Origin of the sequence: Methylocaldum sp. (assembly GCF_035627495.1) — a bacterium.
In the GTDB taxonomy this organism is placed as follows: domain Bacteria; phylum Pseudomonadota; class Gammaproteobacteria; order Methylococcales; family Methylococcaceae; genus Methylocaldum.
The window spans coordinates 1-23,326 of record NZ_DASPLO010000191.1; the positions used below are offsets into that span (position 1 = coordinate 1).

Annotated in this window: 16 protein-coding genes and 1 pseudogene; 9 read left to right on the plus strand and 8 right to left on the minus strand. The window is 59.1% G+C overall.

Going from position 1 to position 23,326, the window contains the following annotated elements:
• The coding region (locus tag VEB01_RS17985; protein WP_324877847.1) for a hypothetical protein at window positions 1–268 on the plus strand (268 nt) is incomplete at its 5' end.
• Between the two features lie 229 nt (window positions 269–497).
• Here VEB01_RS17985 and VEB01_RS17990 read toward each other — a convergent pair.
• Window positions 498–998 carry a DUF421 domain-containing protein gene (locus tag VEB01_RS17990; RefSeq protein ID WP_324877849.1) on the minus strand — a complete coding sequence of 167 codons (501 nt, stop codon included), beginning with the start codon at window positions 996–998 and terminating at the stop codon, window positions 498–500.
• A gap of 552 nt (window positions 999–1,550) precedes the next feature.
• Between VEB01_RS17990 and VEB01_RS17995 the strand changes: the two genes are divergently transcribed.
• Entirely contained in the window at window positions 1,551–2,696 is a 1,146-nt protein-coding gene (locus tag VEB01_RS17995; RefSeq protein WP_324877851.1) for a Glu/Leu/Phe/Val family dehydrogenase, read from the plus strand.
• A gap of 79 nt (window positions 2,697–2,775) precedes the next feature.
• Here the strand turns inward: VEB01_RS17995 and VEB01_RS18000 are convergent, their stop codons facing one another.
• Complete coding sequence (locus VEB01_RS18000; RefSeq protein ID WP_324877852.1) at window positions 2,776–3,252, minus strand: hypothetical protein; 477 nt, start codon at window positions 3,250–3,252, stop codon at window positions 2,776–2,778.
• Between the two features lie 185 nt (window positions 3,253–3,437).
• Entirely contained in the window at window positions 3,438–5,084 is a 1,647-nt protein-coding gene (locus tag VEB01_RS18005; RefSeq protein ID WP_324877854.1) for an alpha-keto acid decarboxylase family protein, read from the minus strand.
• 387 nt (window positions 5,085–5,471) lie between these two features.
• On the opposite strand from VEB01_RS18005, the gene VEB01_RS18010 reads away from it, so the two are divergent.
• The 3 genes from VEB01_RS18010 to VEB01_RS18020 all read left to right on the plus strand — a co-directional run bounded on the left by VEB01_RS18010 (window position 5,472) and on the right by VEB01_RS18020 (window position 9,546).
• Complete coding sequence (locus VEB01_RS18010) at window positions 5,472–5,771, plus strand: hypothetical protein (protein WP_324877856.1); 300 nt, start codon at window positions 5,472–5,474, stop codon at window positions 5,769–5,771.
• A 461-nt stretch (window positions 5,772–6,232) separates the two neighbouring features.
• Window positions 6,233–8,353 carry a type I restriction-modification system subunit M gene (locus tag VEB01_RS18015; protein ID WP_324877857.1) on the plus strand — a complete coding sequence of 707 codons (2,121 nt, stop codon included), beginning with the start codon at window positions 6,233–6,235 and terminating at the stop codon, window positions 8,351–8,353.
• Window positions 8,353–9,546 carry a restriction endonuclease subunit S gene (locus VEB01_RS18020; protein ID WP_324877859.1) on the plus strand — a complete coding sequence of 398 codons (1,194 nt, stop codon included), beginning with the start codon at window positions 8,353–8,355 and terminating at the stop codon, window positions 9,544–9,546. The genes VEB01_RS18015 and VEB01_RS18020 overlap by 1 nt, the downstream gene beginning before the upstream one ends.
• Window positions 9,547–9,639: 93 nt before the next feature.
• Here the strand turns inward: VEB01_RS18020 and VEB01_RS18025 are convergent, their stop codons facing one another.
• Together VEB01_RS18025 and VEB01_RS18030 are read right to left on the minus strand one after the other, a co-directional pair.
• Window positions 9,640–10,062, minus strand: coding sequence for a type II toxin-antitoxin system VapC family toxin (locus tag VEB01_RS18025; RefSeq protein ID WP_324877861.1), 423 nt, complete (start codon window positions 10,060–10,062; stop codon window positions 9,640–9,642).
• Window positions 10,059–10,313 (minus strand): type II toxin-antitoxin system Phd/YefM family antitoxin, encoded by a 255-nt coding sequence (locus VEB01_RS18030; protein WP_324877863.1) that lies wholly within the window; start codon window positions 10,311–10,313, stop codon window positions 10,059–10,061. The genes VEB01_RS18025 and VEB01_RS18030 overlap by 4 nt, the downstream gene beginning before the upstream one ends.
• 62 nt (window positions 10,314–10,375) lie before the next feature.
• On the opposite strand from VEB01_RS18030, the gene VEB01_RS18035 reads away from it, so the two are divergent.
• On the plus strand, window positions 10,376–13,606 hold the full coding sequence (locus tag VEB01_RS18035; RefSeq protein ID WP_324877865.1) for a type I restriction endonuclease subunit R: 3,231 nt from the start codon (window positions 10,376–10,378) through the stop codon (window positions 13,604–13,606).
• Window positions 13,607–14,028: 422 nt separating this feature from the next.
• Here the strand turns inward: VEB01_RS18035 and VEB01_RS18040 are convergent, their stop codons facing one another.
• Complete coding sequence (locus tag VEB01_RS18040; protein ID WP_324877867.1) at window positions 14,029–17,448, minus strand: HAD-IC family P-type ATPase; 3,420 nt, start codon at window positions 17,446–17,448, stop codon at window positions 14,029–14,031.
• Between the two features lie 383 nt (window positions 17,449–17,831).
• On the opposite strand from VEB01_RS18040, the gene VEB01_RS18045 reads away from it, so the two are divergent.
• Together VEB01_RS18045 and VEB01_RS18050 are read left to right on the plus strand one after the other, a co-directional pair.
• The gene (locus VEB01_RS18045) at window positions 17,832–18,476 is read left to right on the plus strand and encodes a YsnF/AvaK domain-containing protein (protein ID WP_324877869.1); all 645 of its coding nucleotides are present in this window, start codon (window positions 17,832–17,834) and stop codon (window positions 18,474–18,476) included.
• A 49-nt stretch (window positions 18,477–18,525) separates the two neighbouring features.
• Window positions 18,526–19,614 (plus strand): DUF2382 domain-containing protein, encoded by a 1,089-nt coding sequence (locus tag VEB01_RS18050; protein WP_324877871.1) that lies wholly within the window; start codon window positions 18,526–18,528, stop codon window positions 19,612–19,614.
• A gap of 472 nt (window positions 19,615–20,086) precedes the next feature.
• Here the strand turns inward: VEB01_RS18050 and VEB01_RS18055 are convergent, their stop codons facing one another.
• Window positions 20,087–22,234 carry a molybdopterin-containing oxidoreductase family protein gene (locus VEB01_RS18055; protein ID WP_324877873.1) on the minus strand — a complete coding sequence of 716 codons (2,148 nt, stop codon included), beginning with the start codon at window positions 22,232–22,234 and terminating at the stop codon, window positions 20,087–20,089.
• A gap of 314 nt (window positions 22,235–22,548) precedes the next feature.
• Between VEB01_RS18055 and VEB01_RS18060 the strand changes: the two genes are divergently transcribed.
• A complete protein-coding gene (locus VEB01_RS18060) occupies window positions 22,549–23,112 on the plus strand; it encodes a GNAT family N-acetyltransferase (protein WP_324877875.1) in 564 nt (187 codons plus the stop codon).
• A gap of 93 nt (window positions 23,113–23,205) precedes the next feature.
• Here VEB01_RS18060 and VEB01_RS18065 read toward each other — a convergent pair.
• Window positions 23,206–23,326 (minus strand): annotated as a pseudogene (locus VEB01_RS18065) (IS110 family transposase); the annotation flags it as partial.

Genomic DNA, 23,326 nt, shown 5'->3' on the forward strand with positions numbered 1-23,326 from the left:
CCCTGGACTCTTCAACCGAATGACCTTATCTTCACTCATGGCGTATTCGCTCCTCTCAACAGGAATGGATGACCTCGAAGACCATCCAGAATACGCCGCCTACCTCAGCCCCTCATCCACAACTTTCGAGCATAACTCCACGTTCCAGCATGCTGGCCTCTTGGCGATCGTTCCTGGCTGTCATATCCCGCCCTCTATCCAGTCGTTGTCAATTCACGATCTGGTACTGTCAAATCAAGTTATCGATGGCGTAAAGCAAGTCTCTTAGAAGCTGTTGTCAAACGTCATGAGCACCGTCAGAACAAGCCGCGAAAGGCCGACCCGGAGCGCGGGACACGCGGAGAGAACAGCCGGAGGCTGGCCCGAAGGGCGAGCCCCAGGGATGGGGCGAGTAAAAACCAGGGTGTACAGAGGAGTACATGAGCATTTCGAACCCTTGAGCAACGCGGGTATGGCGGTGCGTAGTAGTTTGAAGCGGCTTCTTAGGGTAACGGTACTCACGCGCCCCGCTTGATCACACTGATCGTGCCATCCCCTTCCATGTAGGCTGCCTGGATCTGGGACAGGTCCTCTACACCACTCTCGCGGACCTTGCGTATCAACTCCTCTTCGGTCAAGAACTCCCGGCGCAAGTTGCGATGCAAGATGCGTCCATCCTTTATCAGCTTGAGTGCTTCGGGTGCCATGAAGCGTTCGAACCATCGGAAACGGTAGGCTGCCCAGTCGAGCAGAAAGTTCCAGAACACAATCGTGCTGATCAAAATGAGTCCGTCGGTGATGGAGTTGTAATCGGCCGCCATAGCGTTCTGTGCCGCATCGGCAATGATGACCACTACGATGAGGTCGGTGACGGCAACCGAGCCGATATCGCGCTTGATGACCAAGCGGAAGATCAGGAATAAGAACCAGTAGACGAGCGTCCCGCGAATGATCGTCTCCACGACGGGAGCGCTCGGGATGAAGAGTTCTGCCCAATCGATGTTGAGAAAGGCCTCCACTGCTTGCTTCCTCGCGACTACTTTCCTCTAAATAGACTGCCGAAACGATAGCGAGTTTGTGTGAGATACGCCGAAAAAGCAGTTGACCGCATGGATGTCTAGAAAAGACCCATGAATCCTGACCGTCCTACCGTCTACCCGCTTCACCGTCTGCGTGAAGCCGCTATGCACCCGATTGCACGGCTGGCGGCGTTGCTCCTTCAATCGCAAACGGGCCTTTAATCGGCCCCTTCCAATGGCAAACGGTCGCTTGAGCGCGACCCTTCCAATCGCAAACGGTCGCTTGAGCGCGACCCTTCCTTGCGGGGACGGCCTCGCGCCGGTTTGGCAGTAGCGCCCTGGCATTGGAACGAGAAAAACGCACCGCTTGCGAATGCTTGTGAACGCTACGAATCTCATTATCTATGCAGCCGAATCGTTCGGTGATAACGCTGATTGCGGTTATGTGGGCAGGACTTCGCTCGGAGAAGGAGTAATGGGCTTCTCCAGAACTTGGCCTGCCCGCGTGACCTCTTCAACTGGGTTTCAAAACAGCACCATGGGTTAACAGATATGAACGCGAGCGATGTTTTTGCGTTTGCAGACGCCTTTGGTCCCGCCAAGATCATCCACGTTTATGAGCCTTCCGTAGGATTGAAAGCCATACTGGTCGTAGACAATGTAGCGAGAGGTCCGGCCATCGGGGGATTACGGATGGCGTCCGATGTCAGCGTGGAGGAGTGCTTTCGTCTCGCCCGGGCGATGACCTTCAAAAATGCGGCCGCCGGTTTGCCTCACGGCGGCGCCAAGTCCGTCATTTTTGGCGATCCGAAAATGCCCGGACCGGAAAAGGAAAAACTCATCCGCGCTTTTGCCTCGAGTTTGAGAAACGAGCGAGATTATATTTTTGCGCCCGACATGGGTACCGATGAAGACTGTATGGCCTGGGTAAAAGATGAAATAGGCCGTGCCGCCGGTTTGCCCCGCGACCTGGGCGGCATTCCGCTGGATGAAATCGGAGCAACCGGTTGGGGGATTTATCAGGCCACGGAAATCGCGGCGCGCTACAGCAATTTAAAGCTGGACGGTGCCCGCGTCGTGATTCAGGGTTTCGGTGCCGTTGGTCAGCACTCGGCGCGCTTTTTGACCCAAGCCGGGGCTATCTTGGTTGGTGCCTCCGATAGTCAGGGTGCTGTCCATAATCCTCGCGGCTTGGATGTCAGTGCTCTGATGGCATTAAAGAAGACGGGAAAAAGCGTTTCTGACCATACGGACGGCGAGAAACTGAACCGGGAAGCCGTGATCGACATGGAATGCGATATCTGGATACCCGCCGCACGACCCGATGTGATCAATGCGGCGAACGTATCACATCTCAAAACCAGATTGATCGTCGAGGGGGCCAATATCCCCGTCACCCCCGAAGCGGAAATATTTCTGCATGGGCGAGACGTGCTCTGCGTTCCCGATTTCATTGCCAATGCGGGCGGCGTGATATGCGCAGCCATGGAATATCGAGGCGCCACTCAATCGACGGCATTTTCGTCGATTGAGGAGAAAGTCCGGAGCAATACGGAACAGGTCTTGGAGACCGTTAAGAAGACAACCATCCTGCCACGCGAAGCCGCCCTGGAACTCGCCGAGAATCGGGTCAAGAAGGCCATGTCGTACAGACGCTGGTCGTTATTTTCCTCCGCGGATGAATTTGTCCACAAATAGCCACTGACGCCGCTTTTCTCTACCCGACGGCACTTGCCCAGCCGATGCTTGGAAAAATGGCGACGCCCGATCGTTTGCTTCACGCGCCACCTCCTCCGAAGATACGGGAGATGACGCGCGATAGAAGGCTTGGAAGTCCCCGAATAAGCCCTCGGCTACGTTCAGCGAACCTGGACCGAAGGGACAGAGCGATGCTGTCTTTGGCCGCAACTTTTGTTGTTTCCAGGTCTCTGAGGAGCCGCACTGCAAGTTCCGGCGTGCCAGCCAAGTGACATGCCTTGTAGATGTGGCCTTGGGTTGCCTCGTAGAGATGCTCCAAGGACTCTGATGCGTCTACGACCAAGCGCTCAACCCACGACTGGCTGGCAAACAATGCTTGCCTCACCGCCCACTCGTACTCCGCGAGAACCGTCTGCGACTGGGCTTCTATCGATGCCTTGCACGTCGCCAATACCCGCTTCAGCATCGCGCCGGATTTCACTAAGCCCTTCGCGGACAATTCGTGCTGAATTGCCTGAATCTCAGTAGGCAGGGAAGCGATGCGCTTTTGCATCATTGCCTCGGCTTTTTGTCTAGCTAATAGCTGGAGGTCTGACATTTTGACAGCTAACTTAATGGATGATTTTGTGCGGAAGCGGACTTTAGCCCGCGATCGGAGGCCGCACAAGATCGCGGGCTAAAGCCTGCTCCCACGGGAGGAGGCACCTTTCCTTGGTCTAGCTCCGACATCACCGCTCAGCTTCAGCCTTTGACTCTCGACTTCAAATGCTCCGCAAGACGCCTCATGGCCGAAGACGTGTCATCCTGCGAAAGGTGAACGTTGATGATGCTTGGCGTGGCACGGTCAGCTAGAGCTTTGACGAGCGCTTCTTCAAAGGCTTCTTCATCAGGCGCGTCGTACCCGTTCAATGGGCCGAAAACCTCGCCCAGCCGGTCGAAACGCCAACAACTGATGTCATTGAAAGGTCCGTCGAGGATGAACCGTTCGGTGCTGTAACCGCAATTGTTAAAAACCACCACGATTGGCGCCAAGCCGAGGCGTATGTGCGTCGAAAGTTCCGTGCCGGTCATCTGAAACGCACCATCCCCGACCAGGATGAGCGCGCGATGATCCGGGCGGGCAACTTGCGCGCCGAGCGCGGCGGGCACCCCAAAACCCATCGTGGTATAGAAAGCCGAGGACAAAAATTCGCTCCGCTCGTAGACCCGCAGATCGATCGCGGCGAACAGGCAATCGCCTACGTCACTGACCACGATCATGTCGGACGTCAGCGCCCGATTGAGTCGCTCGATCAAACGGGCGATCGTCATGGGTCGGTTTTGTTCGGGAAACCCGCTCGCTTCGGCCGCTACGGCCGCCACCGGGAGCGCTTCGCTTCGAGCTTTCACCGAGTGCGCCAACGACAGGACGAAGTCCGATAAGGTGACGCGGGGATAGCGGTGATAGCGGATCACGACTTCGTTTTGAGCCGCGCGTACGATGCGATGAGGATCGAGACGCGCGGTGTAGATGCCGGTATCGATGTCGTTCAAGGTGACGCCCAACATCAGCAGCAAATCGGATTGCTCCACCATGTAACGCGCATTCTCCGAACTCATCGCGCCTTCATAGACGCCGAGATAGGCCGGGTGCCGCTCGGCAATGACCGACTTGCCGGTCAATGTGGCTGCCACCGGCAAGCGTGCCCGCTCGACGAGTTCGACCAAGGCATCCTGAAGTCCGCGTCGTTGCAGCTCGACGCCCGCCAAGATCGTCGGCGAAACCGAGTTCGCCATGAGCTCCGCGGTTTCGGCGACCGCTTCCGATAAAGCGGCTTCATCGCTCGAAGGCTCCTCTAGCGGCTCTGCCGGCATCGGATGCCCTTCAGCCATGACCAGATCGCGCGGGATCTCGATGTAAACCGGTTTATACAACCGGCGAGCGGCCGCGATGGCGCGGTCGATCTGGCGAAAGGCGATTACCGGATCATCGAGCACGACGGTGGCGCAGGTGATGCGATCGAAAATCTCGCGCTGAAACGTGAAAGGGCCGAAACGGTGATGAATCAGCGGATCTTCGCGTTGTTCACGCACCCCCGGAGCGCCGCTGATAACGACCACGGGCGAGGACTCCGCATGGGCACCGGCAACCGCATTGACCGTATTCAACGCTCCCACGCCGTAAGTCACCGCCAGCGCGCCCATTCCCCGACAACGGGCATAGCCGTCCGCGGCAAAGGCGGCGGTATCTTCCCGCGTAGTGCCGATGTGCTGGATCGGGCTTTTAACCATCAAATCGTAGAAGCCAAGCACATAATCGCCCGGAACGCCGAAGATATGTTTGACCCCCGCATCGTATAGACGCTTGAGGAGGTATTGTCCGATAGAATCCAATTTCGCAGTGCTCATAACGATTTCTCCGGTACTCTCAAGTTACTGGCAAATCGGAAATCCGGTCAGCACGTCCGTTCGACATTTCCGGGACGAGGAAAACAGGCTGGCCGTCCGCGGCGTGATCGTCGGCGATGAAGCCGTCCGTCAGTAGACGCTTAAATTGAATTAGACCTACGCCAACACGCTCCGGCATCGCTAACTGAAGCGTGGGGACGAATGGCATCCGGGGTTATATTCGCCTATCCATCAGTCCTTCTTCATCCCTCCCCGAGCGACCTCGATCGGCCGATCCACCACCGGTTGATCCCCCAAGCGCAATGCCGACGCCGAGCAGAGTGAGCGCGATCGCGTAGTCGCTGGCCGGCCGCCCGGACGATCATCCCTAGAACCCTCACCCCGGAAGTGTCCGGCGGCCGGCTCACGCTCGATTTCACGGCGACGGCAGGCGAAGCGGTTGTCTCGAACATCAAGATCATCCGAAGCTTCGAGCCGAGGACTGGGGCTGGCGTCGAGAACATGCTCGATGCACAGGAAGCCGCGGCCACCATCAAGCGGGTGGCGGACATTCCCTCGAACCTCGGCGGCTATAGCCGCCCCCAGGTTCCCACCAGGGATTATCCAAACACAGCCGATTTTCGAATTCTTTTTCAGGGATTGAAGCATATTCAAGAACAAGCTCAGCGTAATGAGCTTATTGCATAACCAGTTATGCTTAATCCGATGCTCCTATTTTCAGGATTGCGTCTTTCTTTGGATAATACAATTACTTACAATTCAAGATGGATGTGGCAACTAGCTGCTGCGAAGATGAAAATTCAAAACAGCCTTATTTTCGAGCAGAAGTGCCCAAAACGTGACGAATCCCAGTCAAGACCCTTCGTTTCGTGGCACTTTCAGTCCGATTCGCGCGGGGAGACTGCGCATAACAGATTGACTTTAAATGCCTGACGAAATGACAGTTTTCCTCCCAAGGTGAAGGTCGTACGTTCGAATCGTATCCGGGCATCATATAAAACAAAGGGCTGCAGAAATGCAGCCCTTTTTCATTTCCGCCGGGGTTACGCTGCGTTCGAAACGTGACCTGACCGCTTTTTCCTGGACGAGAAAAAGCCCGTCCTTCGGCTCAGGTGACGGCGGAACTTGGTATTCATGCGCAGAATTGAATGAACAAAGAGCAACTCAAGAAACTCGAGGCCGACCTTTGGAGCGCCGCCGACAACCTGCGCGCCAACTCCGATCTGAAAGCTAGCGAATACTCGACCCCGGTGCTGGGCCTGATCTTCCTCAAATTCGCCGACAACAAATACCGTCAGCATGAGAAGGCCATCAAGGCCCAATTCGAGGCACTGAAGGGAACCCGCATCGAGAAACCGCTGCACGATATCGCCGTCGAGATATGCGGTTTCTACCTGCCCGAGACTGCCCGGTACGATTACCTGCTGAACCTGCCCGAGAAGGAGAATATCGCCAAGGCGATCAAAGAGGCCATGGAGGCGATCGAGTTCTACAAGCCCGAGCTGAAAGGCGTGCTGCCGAAGGACGAGTACGCCCGCTTTACCCGTTCGGAGCGGAACAAAGGCATACCGAAACAACTGCTCAAGAACTTCGCCGACATACCCGCCGATGCCAGCGGCGATATCTTCGGCCAGATTTACGAGTACTTCCTCGGCAATTTTGCGCTGTCCGAAGGCCAGGGCGGAGGCGAATTCTTCACGCCCCGGTCGGTGGTCCGGTTGATGGTCGAGATTATCGAACCCCACGGCGGCACCGTATTCGACCCGGCCTGCGGCTCCGGCGGCATGTTCGTCCAGTCCGCCCAATTCATCGAGCAACATCGCAGCGATGCCGCCGACAGTTCCGCCAATGTCTTCGTCTACGGTCAGGAAAAGACCCTGGAAACCGTCAAGCTCGCCAAGATGAACCTGGCCGTCAACGGCCTGCGCGGCGATATCCAGCAGTGCAACACCTATTACGAAGACCCTTACCTCAGCTTCGGCAAGTTCGACTACGTGCTCGCCAATCCGCCCTTCAACGTCGACGACGTGAGCCTCTCGGCCGTCGAGAAGGATCGCCGCTTCAACGCTTACGGCGTGCCGCGCAACAAGAGCAAAACCGCCAAGAAGGATGCGGGGATCGAAACCGTGCCCAACGGCAACTACCTGTGGATCAACCTGTTCGCCACCTCGCTGAAGCCGAAGGGGCGCGCCGCGCTGGTCATGGCCAATTCCGCCTCCGACGCCCGCCATTCCGAGGCGGACATCCGCCGGCAACTGATCGAGCAGAACCTCATCTACGGCATGCTCACCCTGCCGTCGAACATGTTCTACACCGTCACCCTGCCCGCCACCCTGTGGTTTTTCGACAAGGCCAAGCCGGACGACAAAATCCTCTTCATCGACGCCCGCAACATCTTCACGCAAGTTGACCGCGCCCACCGCGAGTTTTCCGACGAGCAGGTGCAGAACATCGCCGTCATCAGCAAACTGCACCGCGGCCAGCGCTCGGAATTCGTCGGTCTGATCGACCGTTACTTCCGACAGGGCATGGATAAGCTAGCCGAGAACCAGGCCCACATCGAACCGCTGGCCCGTCGGATCAAGGAAGTGCTGGACGATGACACGGCGAAGTCCGCCGTTGCCGATCTCAACCGGCGCTGGGCAGGGCTGGAAGATCTGCAAACCCGATACCGGCAATATCAGTCCTTGTGGGAGCGGGCTTCAGCCCGCGACGAATCCGATCGCGGGCTGAAGCCCGCTCCCACTCGTGTCGACGACCAGAACACAGCCCAGCACGAATTGCGCGCCGCCTTCGATCCCTTTTTCGCCGCCTTGCACGAAGACCTCAAGGCGCTGGACAAGACCCTGCGCCAACACGAAAAGCGGCAGACCGAAGCCGCCAAGGCCGAGGGCAAGCGTGGCGGCGCGGACCGGCAAACCCGGCAGCTGAAAGCCGCGCTGGAAGCCCTGCACGAGGAAGTGAAGACCGCCGAAAACTGGTTCCGGCACATCCACTGGCTACAGGAACGCTTTCCCAGGGCGGAATACGAAGACGTAACCGGCTTGTGCAAGCTCGCCTCGCCGGACGAGGTGAAGGAACAGGACTACTCCCTCAATCCCGGCCGCTACGTGGGCGTGGTGATCGAGGAAGACGGCAAAACCGAGGAGGAATTCATCGCCGACTTGCTGGCGATGAACGACGAACTGAACCGGCTGAACGGCGAGGCGCGGGGGCTAGAGGAGGTGATTGGCCATAACATCCGGCAAATCGTGGGGGAAGATGTCTGATGTGGATTGAATCGTCCCTTGCTGATTTGCTCCGAGTTGAGCACGGTTTTGCTTTCAAGGGCGAGTATTTTTCGGAAACCGGAAAATATGTAGTACTGACGCCAGGAAATTTCCACGAAGAAGGCGGCTTCAGAGTGCGTCCAGGAAAGGATCGTTTCTATTCGGCAAAATTTCCTGAGCGGTACTTATTAAGAAAAGGCGATCTCATTGTTGCAATGACGGAACAGGGTGAAGGGTTGCTAGGCGCTGCTGCACTGATTCCCGAGTCATCTATGTATCTCCATAATCAGCGGCTCGGATTGGTGAAAGAAAAACCACAAGTCGCAGATCGTCGATTTTTGTATTACCTGTTCAACATAGACAATGTCCGGCAGCAAATAAGGAATAGCTCCTCCGGTGCAAAAGTTCGTCACACGTCGCCTGAGCGTATCTACGGTGTCAAGGTTCGGGTTCCGGATAAAATCACTCAGCAACAAATCGCCGCCATCCTCTCCGCCTACGACGACCTGATCGAAAATAACCGGCGCCGCATCGCGCTACTGGAAAAGATGGCCGAGGAAATCTATCGCGAATGGTTCGTCCGGATGCGCTTTCCGGGCCATGAGCAGGCGATGTTTGAGAAGGGTGTGCCCGCAGACTGGAAACAAACAACTCTCGGTGACGTCCTTGAGTTGTGCTATGGCAAGGCCCTCAAGGATAACGACAGAGTTCCAGGCCATTTTTCCGTATATGGCTCTGGTGGCGTGGTTGGTACCCATAACAAGGGGTTTGTACCTGGGCCGGGAATCATCGTCGGCAGAAAGGGCAACGTTGGGAGTGTCTATTGGTCAGACGAAACATTTTTTCCAATCGACACGGTTTATTACGTGAGGTCAGATATCAGCATGCATTTTCTGTATTTTGTACTGCAATCCATGAACTTCATTAACAACGACGCGGCAGTTCCCGGTTTAAATCGCAATCAAGCCTACTCGAACAAAGTGCTTCTGCCCGCCGGTCATCTAATTGATAAATTCTCCGCACAAGCGCAGAAAATCTTCGATTTTAAGAATAACCTTGTTGCTCAGAGCCAGACCCTGGAAACAACACGAAACGCGCTCCTCCCCCGCCTAATCTCCGGCAAACTCCCCGTCGAAAACCTCGACATCCGCTTCCCGCCCAGCATGCGGGATGAAGAATGTAGGCCGGGTTAGCCTGGAGCGCAGCGGAGGGCGTAACCCGGCAAACGGCCTCGAACGATTAACCAACGCCGGATATCGGATTACGGCCTTCCGGCCCAACCCAACCTACAAAACCCACGGATTGAACACATGGGGAAACAGGCTGAAATCCTGCACGTTCCGGGTGACGACGGTCAATCCGTGGCATTGGGCGGCGGCCGTCAGCAAGGCGTCCAGCACGGGCAGGCGGTGCCCCGCCAACTCGGCGCCGCCGGAAATCTGCGCCCAGGCGCGCAGGGTCGCCGCGTCCAAGGGTAAAGTTCGTTCGGCAAAACGCCGTTCCACCTTGCCCAGCCAGGCGGTGAGTTTTTGGCTGCGGTCCGGGTCGCTCTGACGGAGTTTGACGATGCCTTTTTCGATTTCGCCCAAGGTGACGACGCTGATGAACAGGCCCTGTTCGTCCTGCTCGTCCAGCCAGGCGATCACTTCCGGAGCCGGCTGCTTCTTGACGTACTCGGACAGTACGCAGGTGTCGAGCAGCCAGTTCATAGGTCGATGTCCCGGCCGGTGTCCCGGTCACGGCTGAATAAAGATTCATCGACACCGATCTCGGGGGCGAGCAAGGCGGCGGAGAGTTTGCCGGTCGGCGGGCGAGTGAGTCTGGCGTATTCTTCGGCCGACACGATCACCGCCGCGGGCTTGCCATGCACGGTGACGGTTTGCGGCTTGCCCTCGGCGGCCAGTTTGATGAGCTGGCTAAACTTGTTTTTGGCTTCCTGCAATTGCCATTGGGTCTGCATAATTACGCCTCGCAGTTCTGTCTAGTCTGGCCAGATTTTAACCTAAGGGGATCCCTTCAACCATGCCCAACTTCATCTCCGAAGACGACATCGAACAGGGGTTGCTGCAACGCTTGCAGCACCTGTGCGGCTTCGATGTGTTGCTTTGCCATACGGCCGACGCGGAGGACTTGAACGACGGCTCCGGCCGCGGCGACAAGCGCGAGGTGATCTTGGCGGATCGGTTGAAGGAGGCGGCGCAGCGGCTGAACCCCGGCGTTCCGGAAACGTCTGTCGACGACGCCCTGGCCCGGCTGACGGACAAGCGCCGGGCCATGGGCCTGATGGCCGCCAATCGCGAGATCGACGGCCTGTTGCGGGACGGCATCCCGGTGGAATTCGAGAACGCCGCGGGCAGAAAGGAACAGGAGCGGGTGCGAGTGTTCGACTTCGACCGCCCGGAGCAAAACCACTTCCTGGCCGTCTCGCAACTGTGGATCAAGGGCGAACATCGTTTCCGCCGGCCGGACGTGCTGCTGTACGTGAACGGCATTCCGCTGGTGTTCATCGAGCTGAAGAATTCGAATGTGAAGCTCCGGGCGGCGTTCGACGACAACCTCACCGGCTACAAGCGGGACATTCCCCAACTTTTTCTCACCAACGCCTTCTGCATCCTCTCCAATGCCATCGAAACCCGCATCGGCAGCTTCTCCGCCGCCTGGGAGCATTTCTTCAACTGGCTGCGGGTGGACGACGAGAAGGAAAAGATCGACCGCACGAAAATCCGGCAGCAAGGCACCAGCCTGGAACTGGCGGTGGCGGGCCTGTGCGCCAAGCCCAGGCTTCTGGATTATGTCGAGAATTTCGTGATCTATCACAGGGAAACCCAGAAGATCATCGCCCAGAACCACCAATTCATCGGCGTCAACAATGCTTTCGAGGTCTTCCGGAAACGCGGGGAAAAAGCGGGCAAGCTCGGGGTGTTCTGGCACACCCAGGGCTCGGGCAAGAGCTTTTCGATGATCTTTTATGTCCGCAAGATTTTCCGGAAGCTCGCTGGCAACTTCACTTTCGTGGTGGTGACCGACCGGGACGATCTGGACGGCCAGATTTACCGCAACTTCCTGAACACCGGCACGGTGCAGAAACACGAGGCCGCGCAGCCGAAGAACAGCGAGGAATTGAGGGAGTTTCTGGGCCGAAACAAGCGCATGGTCTTCACGCTGATCCACAAGTTCCGCTACGACAAGGGCAAGCGATACCCCTTGCTGTCGGAGCGCGACGATATCGTGGTGATCGTGGACGAGGCTCACCGCACCCAATACGCGTCCCTGGCCGAAAACATGCGCGCCGGGCTGCCGAACGCCAATTATCTGGCTTTTACCGGCACGCCCTTGCTGGGCCGCGAGCGGAAGACCAATGCCTGGTTCGGCGATTACGTTTCCGAATACAACTTCCAGCAATCCATGGACGACGGGGCCACCGTGCCGCTGTTTTACGGGAAGCGCGTGCCGGAAGTGCTGATCCAGAACGAGGACTTGAGCGAGGAGTTCTACCGGATTCTGGAAGACGAAAACCTGGACGAGGCCCAGCAGGAAAAGCTGGAGAAGAAGTTCGCCCAGGAACTGGAAGTCATCAAGCGGGACGACCGGCTGGAGACCATCGCCAGGGATATCGTCTACCACTTCCCTCGCCGGGGCTATTTGGGCAAGGGCATGGTGGTGGCGGTGGACAAGTTCACCGCCGTGAAGATGTTCGACAAGGTCCAGCGGCTGTGGAAGGAAGAGCTGAAGGCCTTGCACCAGCGCATCGCCCGGAGCGGCAACGACATCGAGAAGGCGCGGCTGAAGAAAATCCTCGAATACATGCGTTCGGTTGAAATGGCCGTGGTGGTGAGCGAGGAAGCCGGCGAAGACGAAAAATTCGCCAAGCTGGGCCTGAATATCAAGCCGCACCGCGAGTGCATGAACACGCCCGACTCCAAAGGCCACGATGTCGAATACAACTTCAAGGACCCGGAACACCCGCTGCAACTGGTGTTCGTCTGCGCCATGTGGCTTACCGGCTTCGACGCTCCGACCGTGTCGACGCTGTACCTCGACAAGCCCATGCAGGGCCACACGCTGATGCAAACCATTGCCCGCGCCAATCGGGTGACATCCTGGCAGGTCAACGGGATATCGAAGCGCAACGGCGAGATCGTCGACTATTACAACGTCTTCAGGAATATGAAGCGGGCGCTGAAGGATTACGCGCAGGGACAGGATGAAGAGGACCAACCGCCGGTCCAGGACAAGGCCGTATTGTTCGGACTGCTGGACGACGCCATCGAGCAGGGCGTCGCTTTCTGCAACGAAAGAGGCATCCCCTTGGGCGAAGTCATGGCTCGCGACGACGTGTTCACCCAGGTCGGCCGCTTCAAGGAGTTTGCCGATACCCTGCTGGGCAACGACGAATGGCGCAAGTCGTTCAACGTCTACGAGAACACCGTTTCATCCCTGTACGAGGCGGCGAAGCCGGAAATCCTGTCCCAAAACAAAGGGCGGATGGTGGCGGCGTTTCAGTATCTGCGGGGCGTGATCGACAGCATCGTAGAGCCTGCGGATATCGACGCGGTGAGCCTTCGAATCGGCGAGCTGCTGGATGAGAGCGTGGTGGTGAACGACAGTGAATCCTTCAGCGTGCGCCAATACGGCGCCGAGTATCGGATCATCCAGAAAGGCAGGACCTGGGACCTGAGCAAAATCAACTTCGAAAAGCTCCGGGAGGAATTCAAGCAGGCGACGTACAAGAACATCGAAATCGCCGATCTGCGGGCGTTCATCGAGCACAAGCTCAAGCTGATGCTGGAACGGAATGTCACCCGCGCGGGCTTCGCTCAACGCCTGCAGCAGATCATCGACGCGTACAATTCCGGCGCCGCTTCGACCGAGAACTACTTCGAGGACTTGATGGATTTCACTCGGGACATGCAGGCCGAGGACGAGCGACATATCCGGGAAGGGCTGACGGAGGAGGAATTGGAATTGTTCGACCTGCTGAAAAAAGACGGCATGACCCAAGACGAAACCCAAAAGGTCAAACTGGCCGCCAAAGCCCTCTTGCATCGCTTGCTCGAAGAATCGCCCAAGGTGCTTGTTCAGGACTGGTACAGAGACGCCCAGACCAAAAGGATCGTCCGGTCGGCGGTGGAGCAGGTACTGGATGCGAACCTGCCCGATAGCTACAACCGGGCGATGCTTCAGGAAAAGTGCGACGACGTGTTCGAACTGATGCTGGATCATGCCGGTCACGGAAGGAAATGGGCGGCGTGACGCCAAGCCGATTTTCATCACGGTTTAGCGGCGTGAATGGGGACGCCCCTCGTACACCCAAAATGTAGGCGGGAATAATTCCAAATCGCTTTCAATATTAATTTTTGTAGGGTGGGTTAGGCTGCGAGGCCGTAACCCACCAAGCGACCTCGAATCGGTGGGTTACGCGGAGCCTGTCCCGAGCGGAGCCGAGGGGCTAACCCATCCTACAATTAATGTTCACTCGAATGCCGAATGGAATAAGCCCTTCGACTGGGCTCAGGACAGGCTTATCCCGGCCTACCCTCCGTGATCGGAGCCGTCGTCGGTCGGCCATCCTGTGCCGATAAATCGGTCTGGGGGCGCTACACCAGATCGGAAAATTCGCTAAATCCTCACCTCCCCCATGACGATTCTTCCAATTACCAATGATTAGGTCAGGCTCATTGGATGATTTCATGGCGAAAAGAAGACGCATCTTCCAGCGGCTCGATATGGGTGACGATAAGGAGATTCGGGATCACCTCGCGGATGTCGGATTCGATGCGTTCCAGAAGTTCGTGTCCCTCCTGGACGGTCATCGCGCCCGGCACGAGCACATGCAGGGTGATCAGCCGCTGGGTGCCGGCGACGCGGGCACGCAGGTCGTGAAACTGGATGCCTTGCCGCCGATAATCGTCGAGAACGCGTTCGATGCGATGGCGTTCTTCGGGAGGAATGGCGGCGCCGAGCAGCCCCGAAAGCGAACGCAGAATGAGCCGGGTGCCCGTGGCCACGATATTGAGGGCCGCCAGAAAGGCTATGGCCGGGTCCAGCCATAGCCATCCGGTCAATGCGATTCCGCCCAGCCCAGCCAGTACGGCGCCGGTGGTCCAGACGTCGGTCATCAAGTGCTTGCCGTCGGCTTCGAGCGTGATCGATCCGGACCGGCGCCCTGCCCGTAGCAGTACCCTGGCCACCGCCAGATTGACCGCCGTAGCCGCCACCGAGACGAGCATGCCCAGATTGAGCGCCTCCAGCGCCTGAGGATGCATCAGGCGGTCCCAGGCCGCCCAGGCGATGCCGGCTGCCGCCACCAGAATCAGGGCGCCCTCGAAACCGCTGGAAAAATATTCGGCTTTACCGTGTCCGAACGGATGGTTCTCGTCGGCCGGTCGCGCGGCCACCGTGAGGACGACCAAGGCCGCCCCCGCTCCCACCAGATTCACCAAGGATTCGGCCGCATCTGACAGAAGCGCCACGGAACCGGTGACGAGATAGGCGGTTGTCTTCAAGGCGATTGTCACGAGAGCCGCGAAGATTGACAGCCAGGCATAACGGGTGAGCGGGGCTTCCGACGATCGCGAAGCGGCGGCTTCATTCTGACCATCCTCCGCGGCGCGAGGCAGATAACCGGCGAGAAAAGCTCCCGCTGCCCGAACGAGGCGCCTCGCTGCGTAATACAGAACAATGGGACCGGCGACGGACAACAGCCCTCCGAACATGGCGATCAGCCAGTCGTCCCGGTGCAAGGGTTGCAGACTCAAATGCGCGGCCAGCCAAGGCGTCTGCACCAGAACCAGCGACGATCCGACCGTCACGACGACCATCAGCCAGGCACTTTTCGTCCGCAGTCGGCTTAGAACGGCGGTGGCCGCAGCGCTGGCGCAGGTCAGCGCCACCATGGCCATGGCGCGCGCATGTTCGACATTCCCGCCGGGCAAAAGGCTGCGGTCGTAGGTCCACAAAATCAGAGCGGTGATCAGCGCTCCGATTATGGCGATCAGGAACCACTCCCCGCCCGAGAAAAATCGCGCAGCCCGGCGCTTCGGCACCGGCTGCAGCGGCCCCCGCGCCGGCAGCTCCTGAAACACCAAAAGCGCGGTGGGATGGATGAGCGTTTCCAGCCAGACGATATGAACGGGCAAATAGAGAATGGGATGTCCGATCAGCGGAATGAAGGTGGCCGTGATAACCAACGGAATGTGAATCAGCAGAAGATATTGGAAGCTGAGCTGGAGATTTCGGAATAGCTGCCGCCCCTCGGCGATGGCGCGTACGATGGTGCTGAAGTTGTCGTTGAGCAGGACGATGGAGGCGATTTCCCGCGCGCTGCGGGTACCGCGCTCGCCCATGGCGATGCCGATATCGGCGGCCTGAAGCGCCGGGACATCGTTCACGCCGTCGCCGGTTACGGCCACGATCTCGCCCTCGGCCTTCAACGCCCTTACCAAGGCCAGCTTCTGGGCCGGGAGGGCGCGCGCCACGACATCGAAATCAATGCTGCTTAAAACCGCGCCATCGTCGAGACGGCGGACGAGTTCGTCACCCAGAACGATGCCGCCGTTCATCCCGATCTCCCGCGCCACGCCGGCCGCCGTCGCCGGGTGATCGCCAGTGACCATCACAACGCGGATGCCGGCTGCACGGCATTCCCTCACCGCCTCGATCACGCCGTCCCGGATCGGGTCCTCGAATGCCAGGAGCCCCGCGAATCGGCCGCCGCGGTCCGGCTCGCCGCCGCTCCAGGCGTCATCCAGATGCCAATATACGCAAGCGAGCACCTTGTGCCCTTGGGCGGCTAGCCGGTCGACCCGCGAAGCCCATTCGATCCGCTCCGCCTCACTAAGGCTTGCCATCGCCAGCAAGACTTCCGGAGCCCCCTTGCTGGCGACGTGTATCCTGCCGCCGATCCGCACCACCACGGTTTCGCGGCGGCGCTGCTCGGTGTATGGATAGGTCTCGAGCAGGGCGTCGGCGGTGGCGGTGATCGCACGCCTCTCGATGCAGTCGAATATCGCCGTATCCATGGGGTCGCCGGTTTCCCGCCGGGACGCGAGAGCCGCCCACCGGAGCAGTTCGTCTTCGGAAACGTCCGCGCCCGGGGCCAGATGTTCGAGTCGGAGACGGCCCTCCGTAATCGTGCCGGTCTTATCGGAACAGATGCAGGTGATCCGGCCGATGTTCTCCACCGAGACCCCGCGCCTGACCAGCGCCTTCCGCCGGGCCAGCCGATACACGCCGACGCCCAGAAACACCGTGAACACTACCGGAAACTCTTCGGGGAGGGCCGCCACCGCGAGAGTCGCCGCACTGACCAGGGCGTCCACCCAGCCGTGGCCCTGACGCAGGCGCACGCCGGCCAGGATCAGGCAAAGCACGCCGGCGGCCGCGATCAGAAGCGCCACCAGGTTGGAAATGGCGGTCTGCAAGGGCGTGCGCTCCCGTTCGCCGGCGCCCGCCGCGCGAACGATCTCGCCGTACAAGGTTTGCCCGCCCGAATACACCACCGTCAATTCCGCCTGGCCGGTCAACAGGCGAGTACCGGCAAATCCCCAATGCACATCGTCGATCCAAACGGCCTCATCGGATTGAGCCGGCATTGCTCTTAGAGCCAGCTTGGGCACCGGATAGGCTTCTCCGGTCAGCGACGATTCGTCGGCCTGCAAACGCTCTCCGGCGACGATCAATCCGTCGGCCGGAAAGGCTTCGCCGGTCTCGATCCGAACCCGGTCGCCGGGAACCAGCTCTGAAGCGGGGATTTCCAATAGCGTGCCGTCCCGAACGACAAGGGCGGTCTGCGCGAGTTGCCGGCCGAGCCCTTCTGTCGATACCTGTGTCCGGCGATGCAGAAAGGCATCCATGCCCACCAGCGGCAGAATCGCCACCACCAGCGTGATAGCTTCGGCATAACTGCCGAGCACGGCATAAATCAGACCGGTCCCGACCAGGAACCAGATCATGGGGTCCTTGAGCGTATCGCGGGCCGACTCCAGCCACGGGCTGCCGGTGATTTCGAGAATGTCGTTCCGCCCGTATCGTTTTCTGCGATCGGCGACATCGCGGGCGGACAGCCCGCGTGGGTTGTCCGGAAGATCATTCATTCGTGCTGCGGGAATGTCGCGACGCATGGCGGTGACTGTCTCTTTGGAAAATGGCCAACGGAATCAGGCGATGGGGGAAATCCGAACGCTATTATCCGTTGTGAACGGATGTAATCGGTGCTGTAACGATACCGGGCCGGCAACGGCTCTCCGTTTACAAATAGACCCAAGTCTCGACTGTTCCGGGGGAACTCCACAAGAAAATCCGTTTCCAATTATCAACATCGCAGTTGCCTGCAAAGGAATCGAGACATCAGGATGCGAAACGGAAACACCATGGTCCCGCTACTTGAACCTGCTTTCGCAGGTTGCTTGAAACTCGACGCCCCGCCCTCCAACGTTCTACCTCCCGGAGTCAGGGACCGCAACGTAAACCAAACGCCATGGAACGCTCATCCCGGCTTAGTCCGGTAGTCGTCAGCAGAGACGGTCTCCAGGGGCATATAGACCCCGAATCCCTGCCCTTGAATGAAAAAGCCTCGGTGCCGGTGCAATTCGAGCACGGCGAGCGGCTGATTATCCCCGTGAACTTCCTGAATCGGCAGGAGGACGGAACCTATGTTCTGCCCATGACCTTGGCCGAAGCCATGAGCTGTTGGCCGGCCACACCGGGAGGCGCCGAAACGCTGACCATTCCCGTGGCGGAGGAACGGCTGGTACGGCAAACGCGCAAGGTGGAAACGGGGCGGGTCCGCATCACCAAGCGCGTTTCCACCTATATCGAAGAAGTCGATGATCCTCTGGTACAGGAAACGCTCCATGTCGAGCGGGTCGCGGTAAACCGTCCCGTGGATGGGCCGGTGCCCCCCCGTTATGAAGGCGACACGCTGATCATTCCCGTTTTCGAAGAGATCCTGGTGGTGGAAAAACGGCTCATGCTGAAGGAAGAGCTGCATGTGACCACGCGTCGGACCGAATCGCGCCAGCCGCAGCAAGTGGCGTTGCGGCGCGAAGAAGTGTCGGTCGAGCGGATTCCTCTTCGGGAACCACGGGAGACGGAACGCGAACAGCCCGATGTCTCACACTGAGATGCCCTAATGTTTTCGATCGAATTTTGGAAAAGGTAAGGAGAAAGCCATGTTAAACACAGTGGTTGGATTGCTGGATACGCGCTCGGAAGCCGAAAAAGTCGTGCACGACCTTGAGCGTGAAGGCTTCGGCCGCGATCACATTCATGTCTTGACCAGCGATGTCGAATACGAACGCGAGCTAGGCACGGCTGGGGGAGCCCAGAAAGAATCCGGCCTCCGCTATGTCCTGTCCAAGCTCGGGCTGCTCGAAGAGCGCCGGCAGGAAATCGGGCTCCCTGTGGAGGATATCCGTTATTACTCGGAAGGCGTCCGGCGCGGCGGCCTTCTGGTCACCGTCGAAACCGACGAAAGCCATGCCGATCGCGCCGCACAGATTCTGGAGGAGCACGGCGCGGTGAATATCGAGGAGCGTGCGACTCAATGGCAGCAGGCGGGCACGACACAGCCGCCCATGGGTAAAGCGGGCACCACCACGGAACCTATACGTGGCAGCGAGGAAGCGAAAATCCCGGTCGTCGAGGAAGAGCTGAAAGTGGGCAAACGCGCCGTCAAGCGCGGCGGGGTCCGCGTCTACACCCATATGACGGAGCGACCGGTGGATGAAGATATCACCCTACGCGAAGAGCATGTCAGCGTCGAACGCCACCCTGTCGACCGCCCCATGTCAGGCGCGGACATGGAAGCGTTCAAGGAAGGCACCATCGAGCTCACCGAAATGGGGGAAGAGGCCGTAGCCTCCAAGGAAGCGCGGGTGGTCGAAGAAGTAACCGTCAGCAAAGGCGTTACGGAACATACCGAGACCGTCCACGACACCCTGCGCCGGACTGAAGTCGAAGTCGAGGAATTGGGCAAAGGCGCAGCCGGAATACCGTCCGGCTTCGAGCGTTTCGATGCCGATTTTCGTCAACACTATTCGACCCATTTCGGCAATATGGGCCAGCCTTACGACCAATATGTGCCCGCTTACCGCTTCGGCCATACGCTGGGCACCGATCCCGCCTACGCCGGCAAGGACTGGGCAGCGCTGGAATCGGACGCGCAGCGTCGATGGGAAAAAGACAAGCCGGGCGGCAAATGGGACCAGATGAAAAACGCGATCCGTTATGCTTGGGAGCGCGCACGGGGCCGTGCCTAAACACCCCTGCCCTTCGATGCTGTTGACCGTCCATTCCTCGCAGAAGGACAAAGCGAAACGCACCTCAACGAGAGTGGGCAGCCCCGGGAAGGTCTGCCCACTCGTCGGCCTAGAACATTTTCAAATCTGATGTATGGCGGTTCGGTATCGTCCCGTTATGGCGTGCCCGAGCATCGCCGTCTGGAGCCGGATTAGCCCGCAAGGGGCGCGGCAGGAAGCCGCGCGGCGACAGAGGCACACGGAAGTGCCTTCTGTCGCCCCCGGCTCCAGGCGGTGACGCGCAGGATCAGCGCGCCATCCGGGTGCCTTTTTCTTTGGTTTCTTTCTTTTGGGCAAGCAAAAGAAAGAAACTCGCCGGCGGGGCGAGACCCGCTCTCAAACAAGTCGCCGCCAACGGCGGCTTCCTTTTACAGCGCCTCACGCGATTCAGCCCGCACAGCAGAACTGAAAACGCGATAGCGGATGTCATCCGCTAACCGCCCTCGCCGGAACGCAACACCTCGACCAGATTGTCCGAAAAAGTCGGCGCATGGCCTAAGTTGCAATAGGACGCCGAACTGATGACATTGACCGAGCCGTTGCCGCGGTTGCGGCTCCGCCAGTAGCCCAGGGTCGCGACCACCACGCCCGGCGGGGTATCCTCGGTCACCCGCGCGTCGGCCTCGAATTCGCCGCGGTCGTTGAAAACCTTCACGCAATCGCCGTCATTGATGCCTCGCGACTCGGCATCGGCCGGGTTGATGAGCACGAATTGCTCGCCCTGGGCGCGGATCTTGTGTTCCTCGTTGGCGTAACAGGAGTTCAAGAAGCCGTGACTCTTGGGCGAGAGGATGTTCAGCGGGAAACGCTTCGCCCGCTCCGGATCGCTCTCCGGCCGCTCGCGGCAGGGCACGTAATCGGGCAAGGTATCGATCGGTTCGCCGCCTTGGCCGCTTTCATACATCTGCCGGAATACGGGCGCGACGAAATTGCCTTGGGCGGCGCCCGAGGCTTTGAACTCGCACTTCCCCGAAGGCGTCGGAAAATTGCCTTCGGCGTGCGGCGCCGACGATTCCGGTTTGCCGCCCCGGATGTGCGCGTAACCCTGCCGCTCCAGATAGGCCATGTCGATGCCCCGGAGCTGCGGCGCGTTCCAGTCGACATAATGTTCGATCATGTCGCGATCGCTGCGCTCGAACTGCGCGTCGTCGAACCCCATGACTTTGGCCAACCGCCGGAACAATTCGGTGTTGGGCACGGCTTCGCCCGAGGCGTGGATCGCTTTCTGGTTGAGGGTCAAATAGAAATGGCCCCAGGACCACATGATGTCGTCCATTTCCCCCGCCATCGTGGCGGGCAGGACGAGGTCCGCGTAGGCGGCGGTATCGGTGATGAAGTGCTCGCTGACCACCGTGAACAAGTCCTCGCGCTTCAAGCCCTCGACGATCTTGTTGGTTTCCGGGGCCTGCGACACCGGGTTGGCGTTGTAGACCATCAGCGACTTGACGGGAGGCGTGAGCGGCATGCGCCCGGTCAGCGCGTCGCCCAGCTTCAAAAGGTTGATCACGCGGGTACCCGGCTTGATCCATTCCGGCCGGCACACCCGATCCCAGTGGACGGGAAATTCCCAGACCGGCATCTGCAGCAAGCCGCCGCCCACATGCCGCCAGGCGCCGGTCAAAGCGGGCAGGCAGCACACCGCGCGGATGGTTTGCCCGCCGCCTTGATGACGTTCCAAGGCCACCCCTAAGCGAATGGCCGCGGGCTGGGTCGTCGCGTATTCGCGGCTCAGTTTCCGGATGTCGTCGGCGGAAATGCCGGTGATTTCGGCAGCGTACTCGGGCGTGTAACGGGCCGCCCGCGCCTTCAGCTCCTCGAATCCGACCGTGTATCGCGCGATATAATCATGATCCAGCAAATCGTCCGCGATGATCTGATGAATCATCGCCATGGCCAGCGCGGCATCGGTGCCGGGCTTCGGGGCCAGATGCCAGTCGGCTTGCTTGGCGGTGCGGGATTTGTAGGCATCGATCACCACCACCTTGGCGCCGTTTTTCTGCGCCTCGTGGACGATATGCCAATGATGCAGGTTGGTGCTGACCGAATTGCAGGCCCAGATGACGATGTATTTGGACTGGGCGAAGCTTTCCGGATCGACGCCGCCGGTGGGTCCGACCGTGAGCAGCCAGGCGATGGACGAACCGCTCGCGCAGAAGGTCTTTTCCAGCACGCTCGCGCCCAGCTTGTTGAAGAAGGCATCGCCGACGGTCAGGCCCTGGAGAGTGCCCTGGTTGCCCAGGTAGTTGTAGGGCAGAATCGCTTCCGCGCCGTACTGATCGATGATGGCGGTCCAGCGGCTCTTGATCTCGGCCAGCGCGTCGTCCCAGGAAATCCGCTCGAATCGGCGGGAGCCTTTCGGCCCCACGCGGCGCAAAGGATGGAGCACCCGCTCCGGGTTGTAATGATGGTCATGGAAATCCTTGAGCTTGGTGCACAAGCCGCCCCGGGTGAAGGGATGATCGGGGTTGCCGCGAACGTTGACCAGCCGGTCGTTTTCGACTTCGTAGAGCATCGCGCAGGTGTCCGGACAATCGTGCGGACACGCGCCGAAAACGGTTTTCTTTTCGCTGGTTGCCACCATGTCTTCTCCTCCGGTCGATCGTTATTGTGTAAACGCTGTCTTGATACGGACCGGCCGGTAGTTACCGGCCAGTCCGTTTGAAAGATTAAAGACCGGTCGGTATAAGTGGCAACCGCTTTTTCGTAAAGGCCATGGGATCTCTCAAGGTCTCATCCGGATGCGTACCGATCTGCACCACGGCAATCAGGGGCTGTTCGGCGTATCTTGATACGATCCACGCCGCGATCGGGGCAACGACCGTCTCGAATGGCTGTTGCGGGACGAAATCCCCGATTTGAAGAACGATGTTTTTTCCTGTTAGTTTCTCGATAGCGATGCCAAATCCGATTGAATTCGATACCGAACGTCTTCGGCTACGGCAGTGGCGTATCACCGATCGGGAGCCATTCGCGCAGCTGAATGCCGATCCGCGGGTGATGGCGTTCTTCCCTTCCCCGCTCGACCAAGCCGCCAGTGATGCAATGGCCGAACGCATCCGGGCGCTGATCGATGAACGGGGGTGGGGCTTATGGGCCACCGAACTCAAGCGCACCGGCGAATTCATCGGGTTCGTCGGACTGCATGTGCCCTCACCCGCGCTTCCATTCGCACCATGCGTCGAAATCGGCTGGCGGCTCGCGTATCGGCACTGGGGCCAGGGCTATGCGACCGAAGCGGCAAAAGGCGCTCTGCGCATCGGCTTCGACGTGCTGAATCTTCCCGAGATCGTCTCTTTCACGGCGGTAGGCAACACCCGGTCGCGCGCCGTCATGGAACGGCTCGGCATGCAATTAGCTGGGGAAACATTTCAGCACCCCGCTCTCCCCGCCGGCCATCCGCTACGCGAGCATTGTTTGTATCGGCGGTCTAGTGCGCGATGGGAAAGCCAGGTGACATAAAAGGGTTGGGACTTGTGCAAACAAGTTTTAATGCCCTCCCCGCTCTGATTTGAGTGATTTGTTAGGTAACCCGCGTAGATACTGTTATCCGGGTCAAGCGCCATGCAGGGCTGGATCGAAGGGTTTTTCGGATTTGAGGACGCCGAAGGCGACCTGCAAAAGCTTGCGCATCATGGCGCCGATGATGAGCTTGGCGGGTTTACCCGAAAGCGCG

Bases quoted from the DNA above. Each gene is read 5' to 3' on its own strand.
- VEB01_RS17995 (WP_324877851.1), top strand. From the start codon at position 1,551: ATGAACGCGAGCGATGTTTTTGCGTTTGCAGACGCCTTTGGTCCCGCC.
- VEB01_RS18000 (WP_324877852.1), bottom strand. From the start codon at position 3,252: ATGATGCAAAAGCGCATCGCTTCCCTGCCTACTGAGATTCAGGCAATT.
- VEB01_RS18005 (WP_324877854.1), bottom strand. From the start codon at position 5,084: ATGAGCACTGCGAAATTGGATTCTATCGGACAATACCTCCTCAAGCGT.
- VEB01_RS18015 (WP_324877857.1), top strand. From the start codon at position 6,233: ATGAACAAAGAGCAACTCAAGAAACTCGAGGCCGACCTTTGGAGCGCC.
- VEB01_RS18020 (WP_324877859.1), top strand. From the start codon at position 8,353: ATGTGGATTGAATCGTCCCTTGCTGATTTGCTCCGAGTTGAGCACGGT.
- VEB01_RS18025 (WP_324877861.1), bottom strand. From the start codon at position 10,062: ATGAACTGGCTGCTCGACACCTGCGTACTGTCCGAGTACGTCAAGAAG.
- VEB01_RS18030 (WP_324877863.1), bottom strand. From the start codon at position 10,313: ATGCAGACCCAATGGCAATTGCAGGAAGCCAAAAACAAGTTTAGCCAG.
- VEB01_RS18035 (WP_324877865.1), top strand. From the start codon at position 10,376: ATGCCCAACTTCATCTCCGAAGACGACATCGAACAGGGGTTGCTGCAA.
- VEB01_RS18040 (WP_324877867.1), bottom strand. From the start codon at position 17,448: ATGAATGATCTTCCGGACAACCCACGCGGGCTGTCCGCCCGCGATGTC.
- VEB01_RS18045 (WP_324877869.1), top strand. From the start codon at position 17,832: ATGGAACGCTCATCCCGGCTTAGTCCGGTAGTCGTCAGCAGAGACGGT.
- VEB01_RS18050 (WP_324877871.1), top strand. From the start codon at position 18,526: ATGTTAAACACAGTGGTTGGATTGCTGGATACGCGCTCGGAAGCCGAA.
- VEB01_RS18055 (WP_324877873.1), bottom strand. From the start codon at position 22,234: ATGGTGGCAACCAGCGAAAAGAAAACCGTTTTCGGCGCGTGTCCGCAC.
- VEB01_RS18060 (WP_324877875.1), top strand. From the start codon at position 22,549: ATGCCAAATCCGATTGAATTCGATACCGAACGTCTTCGGCTACGGCAG.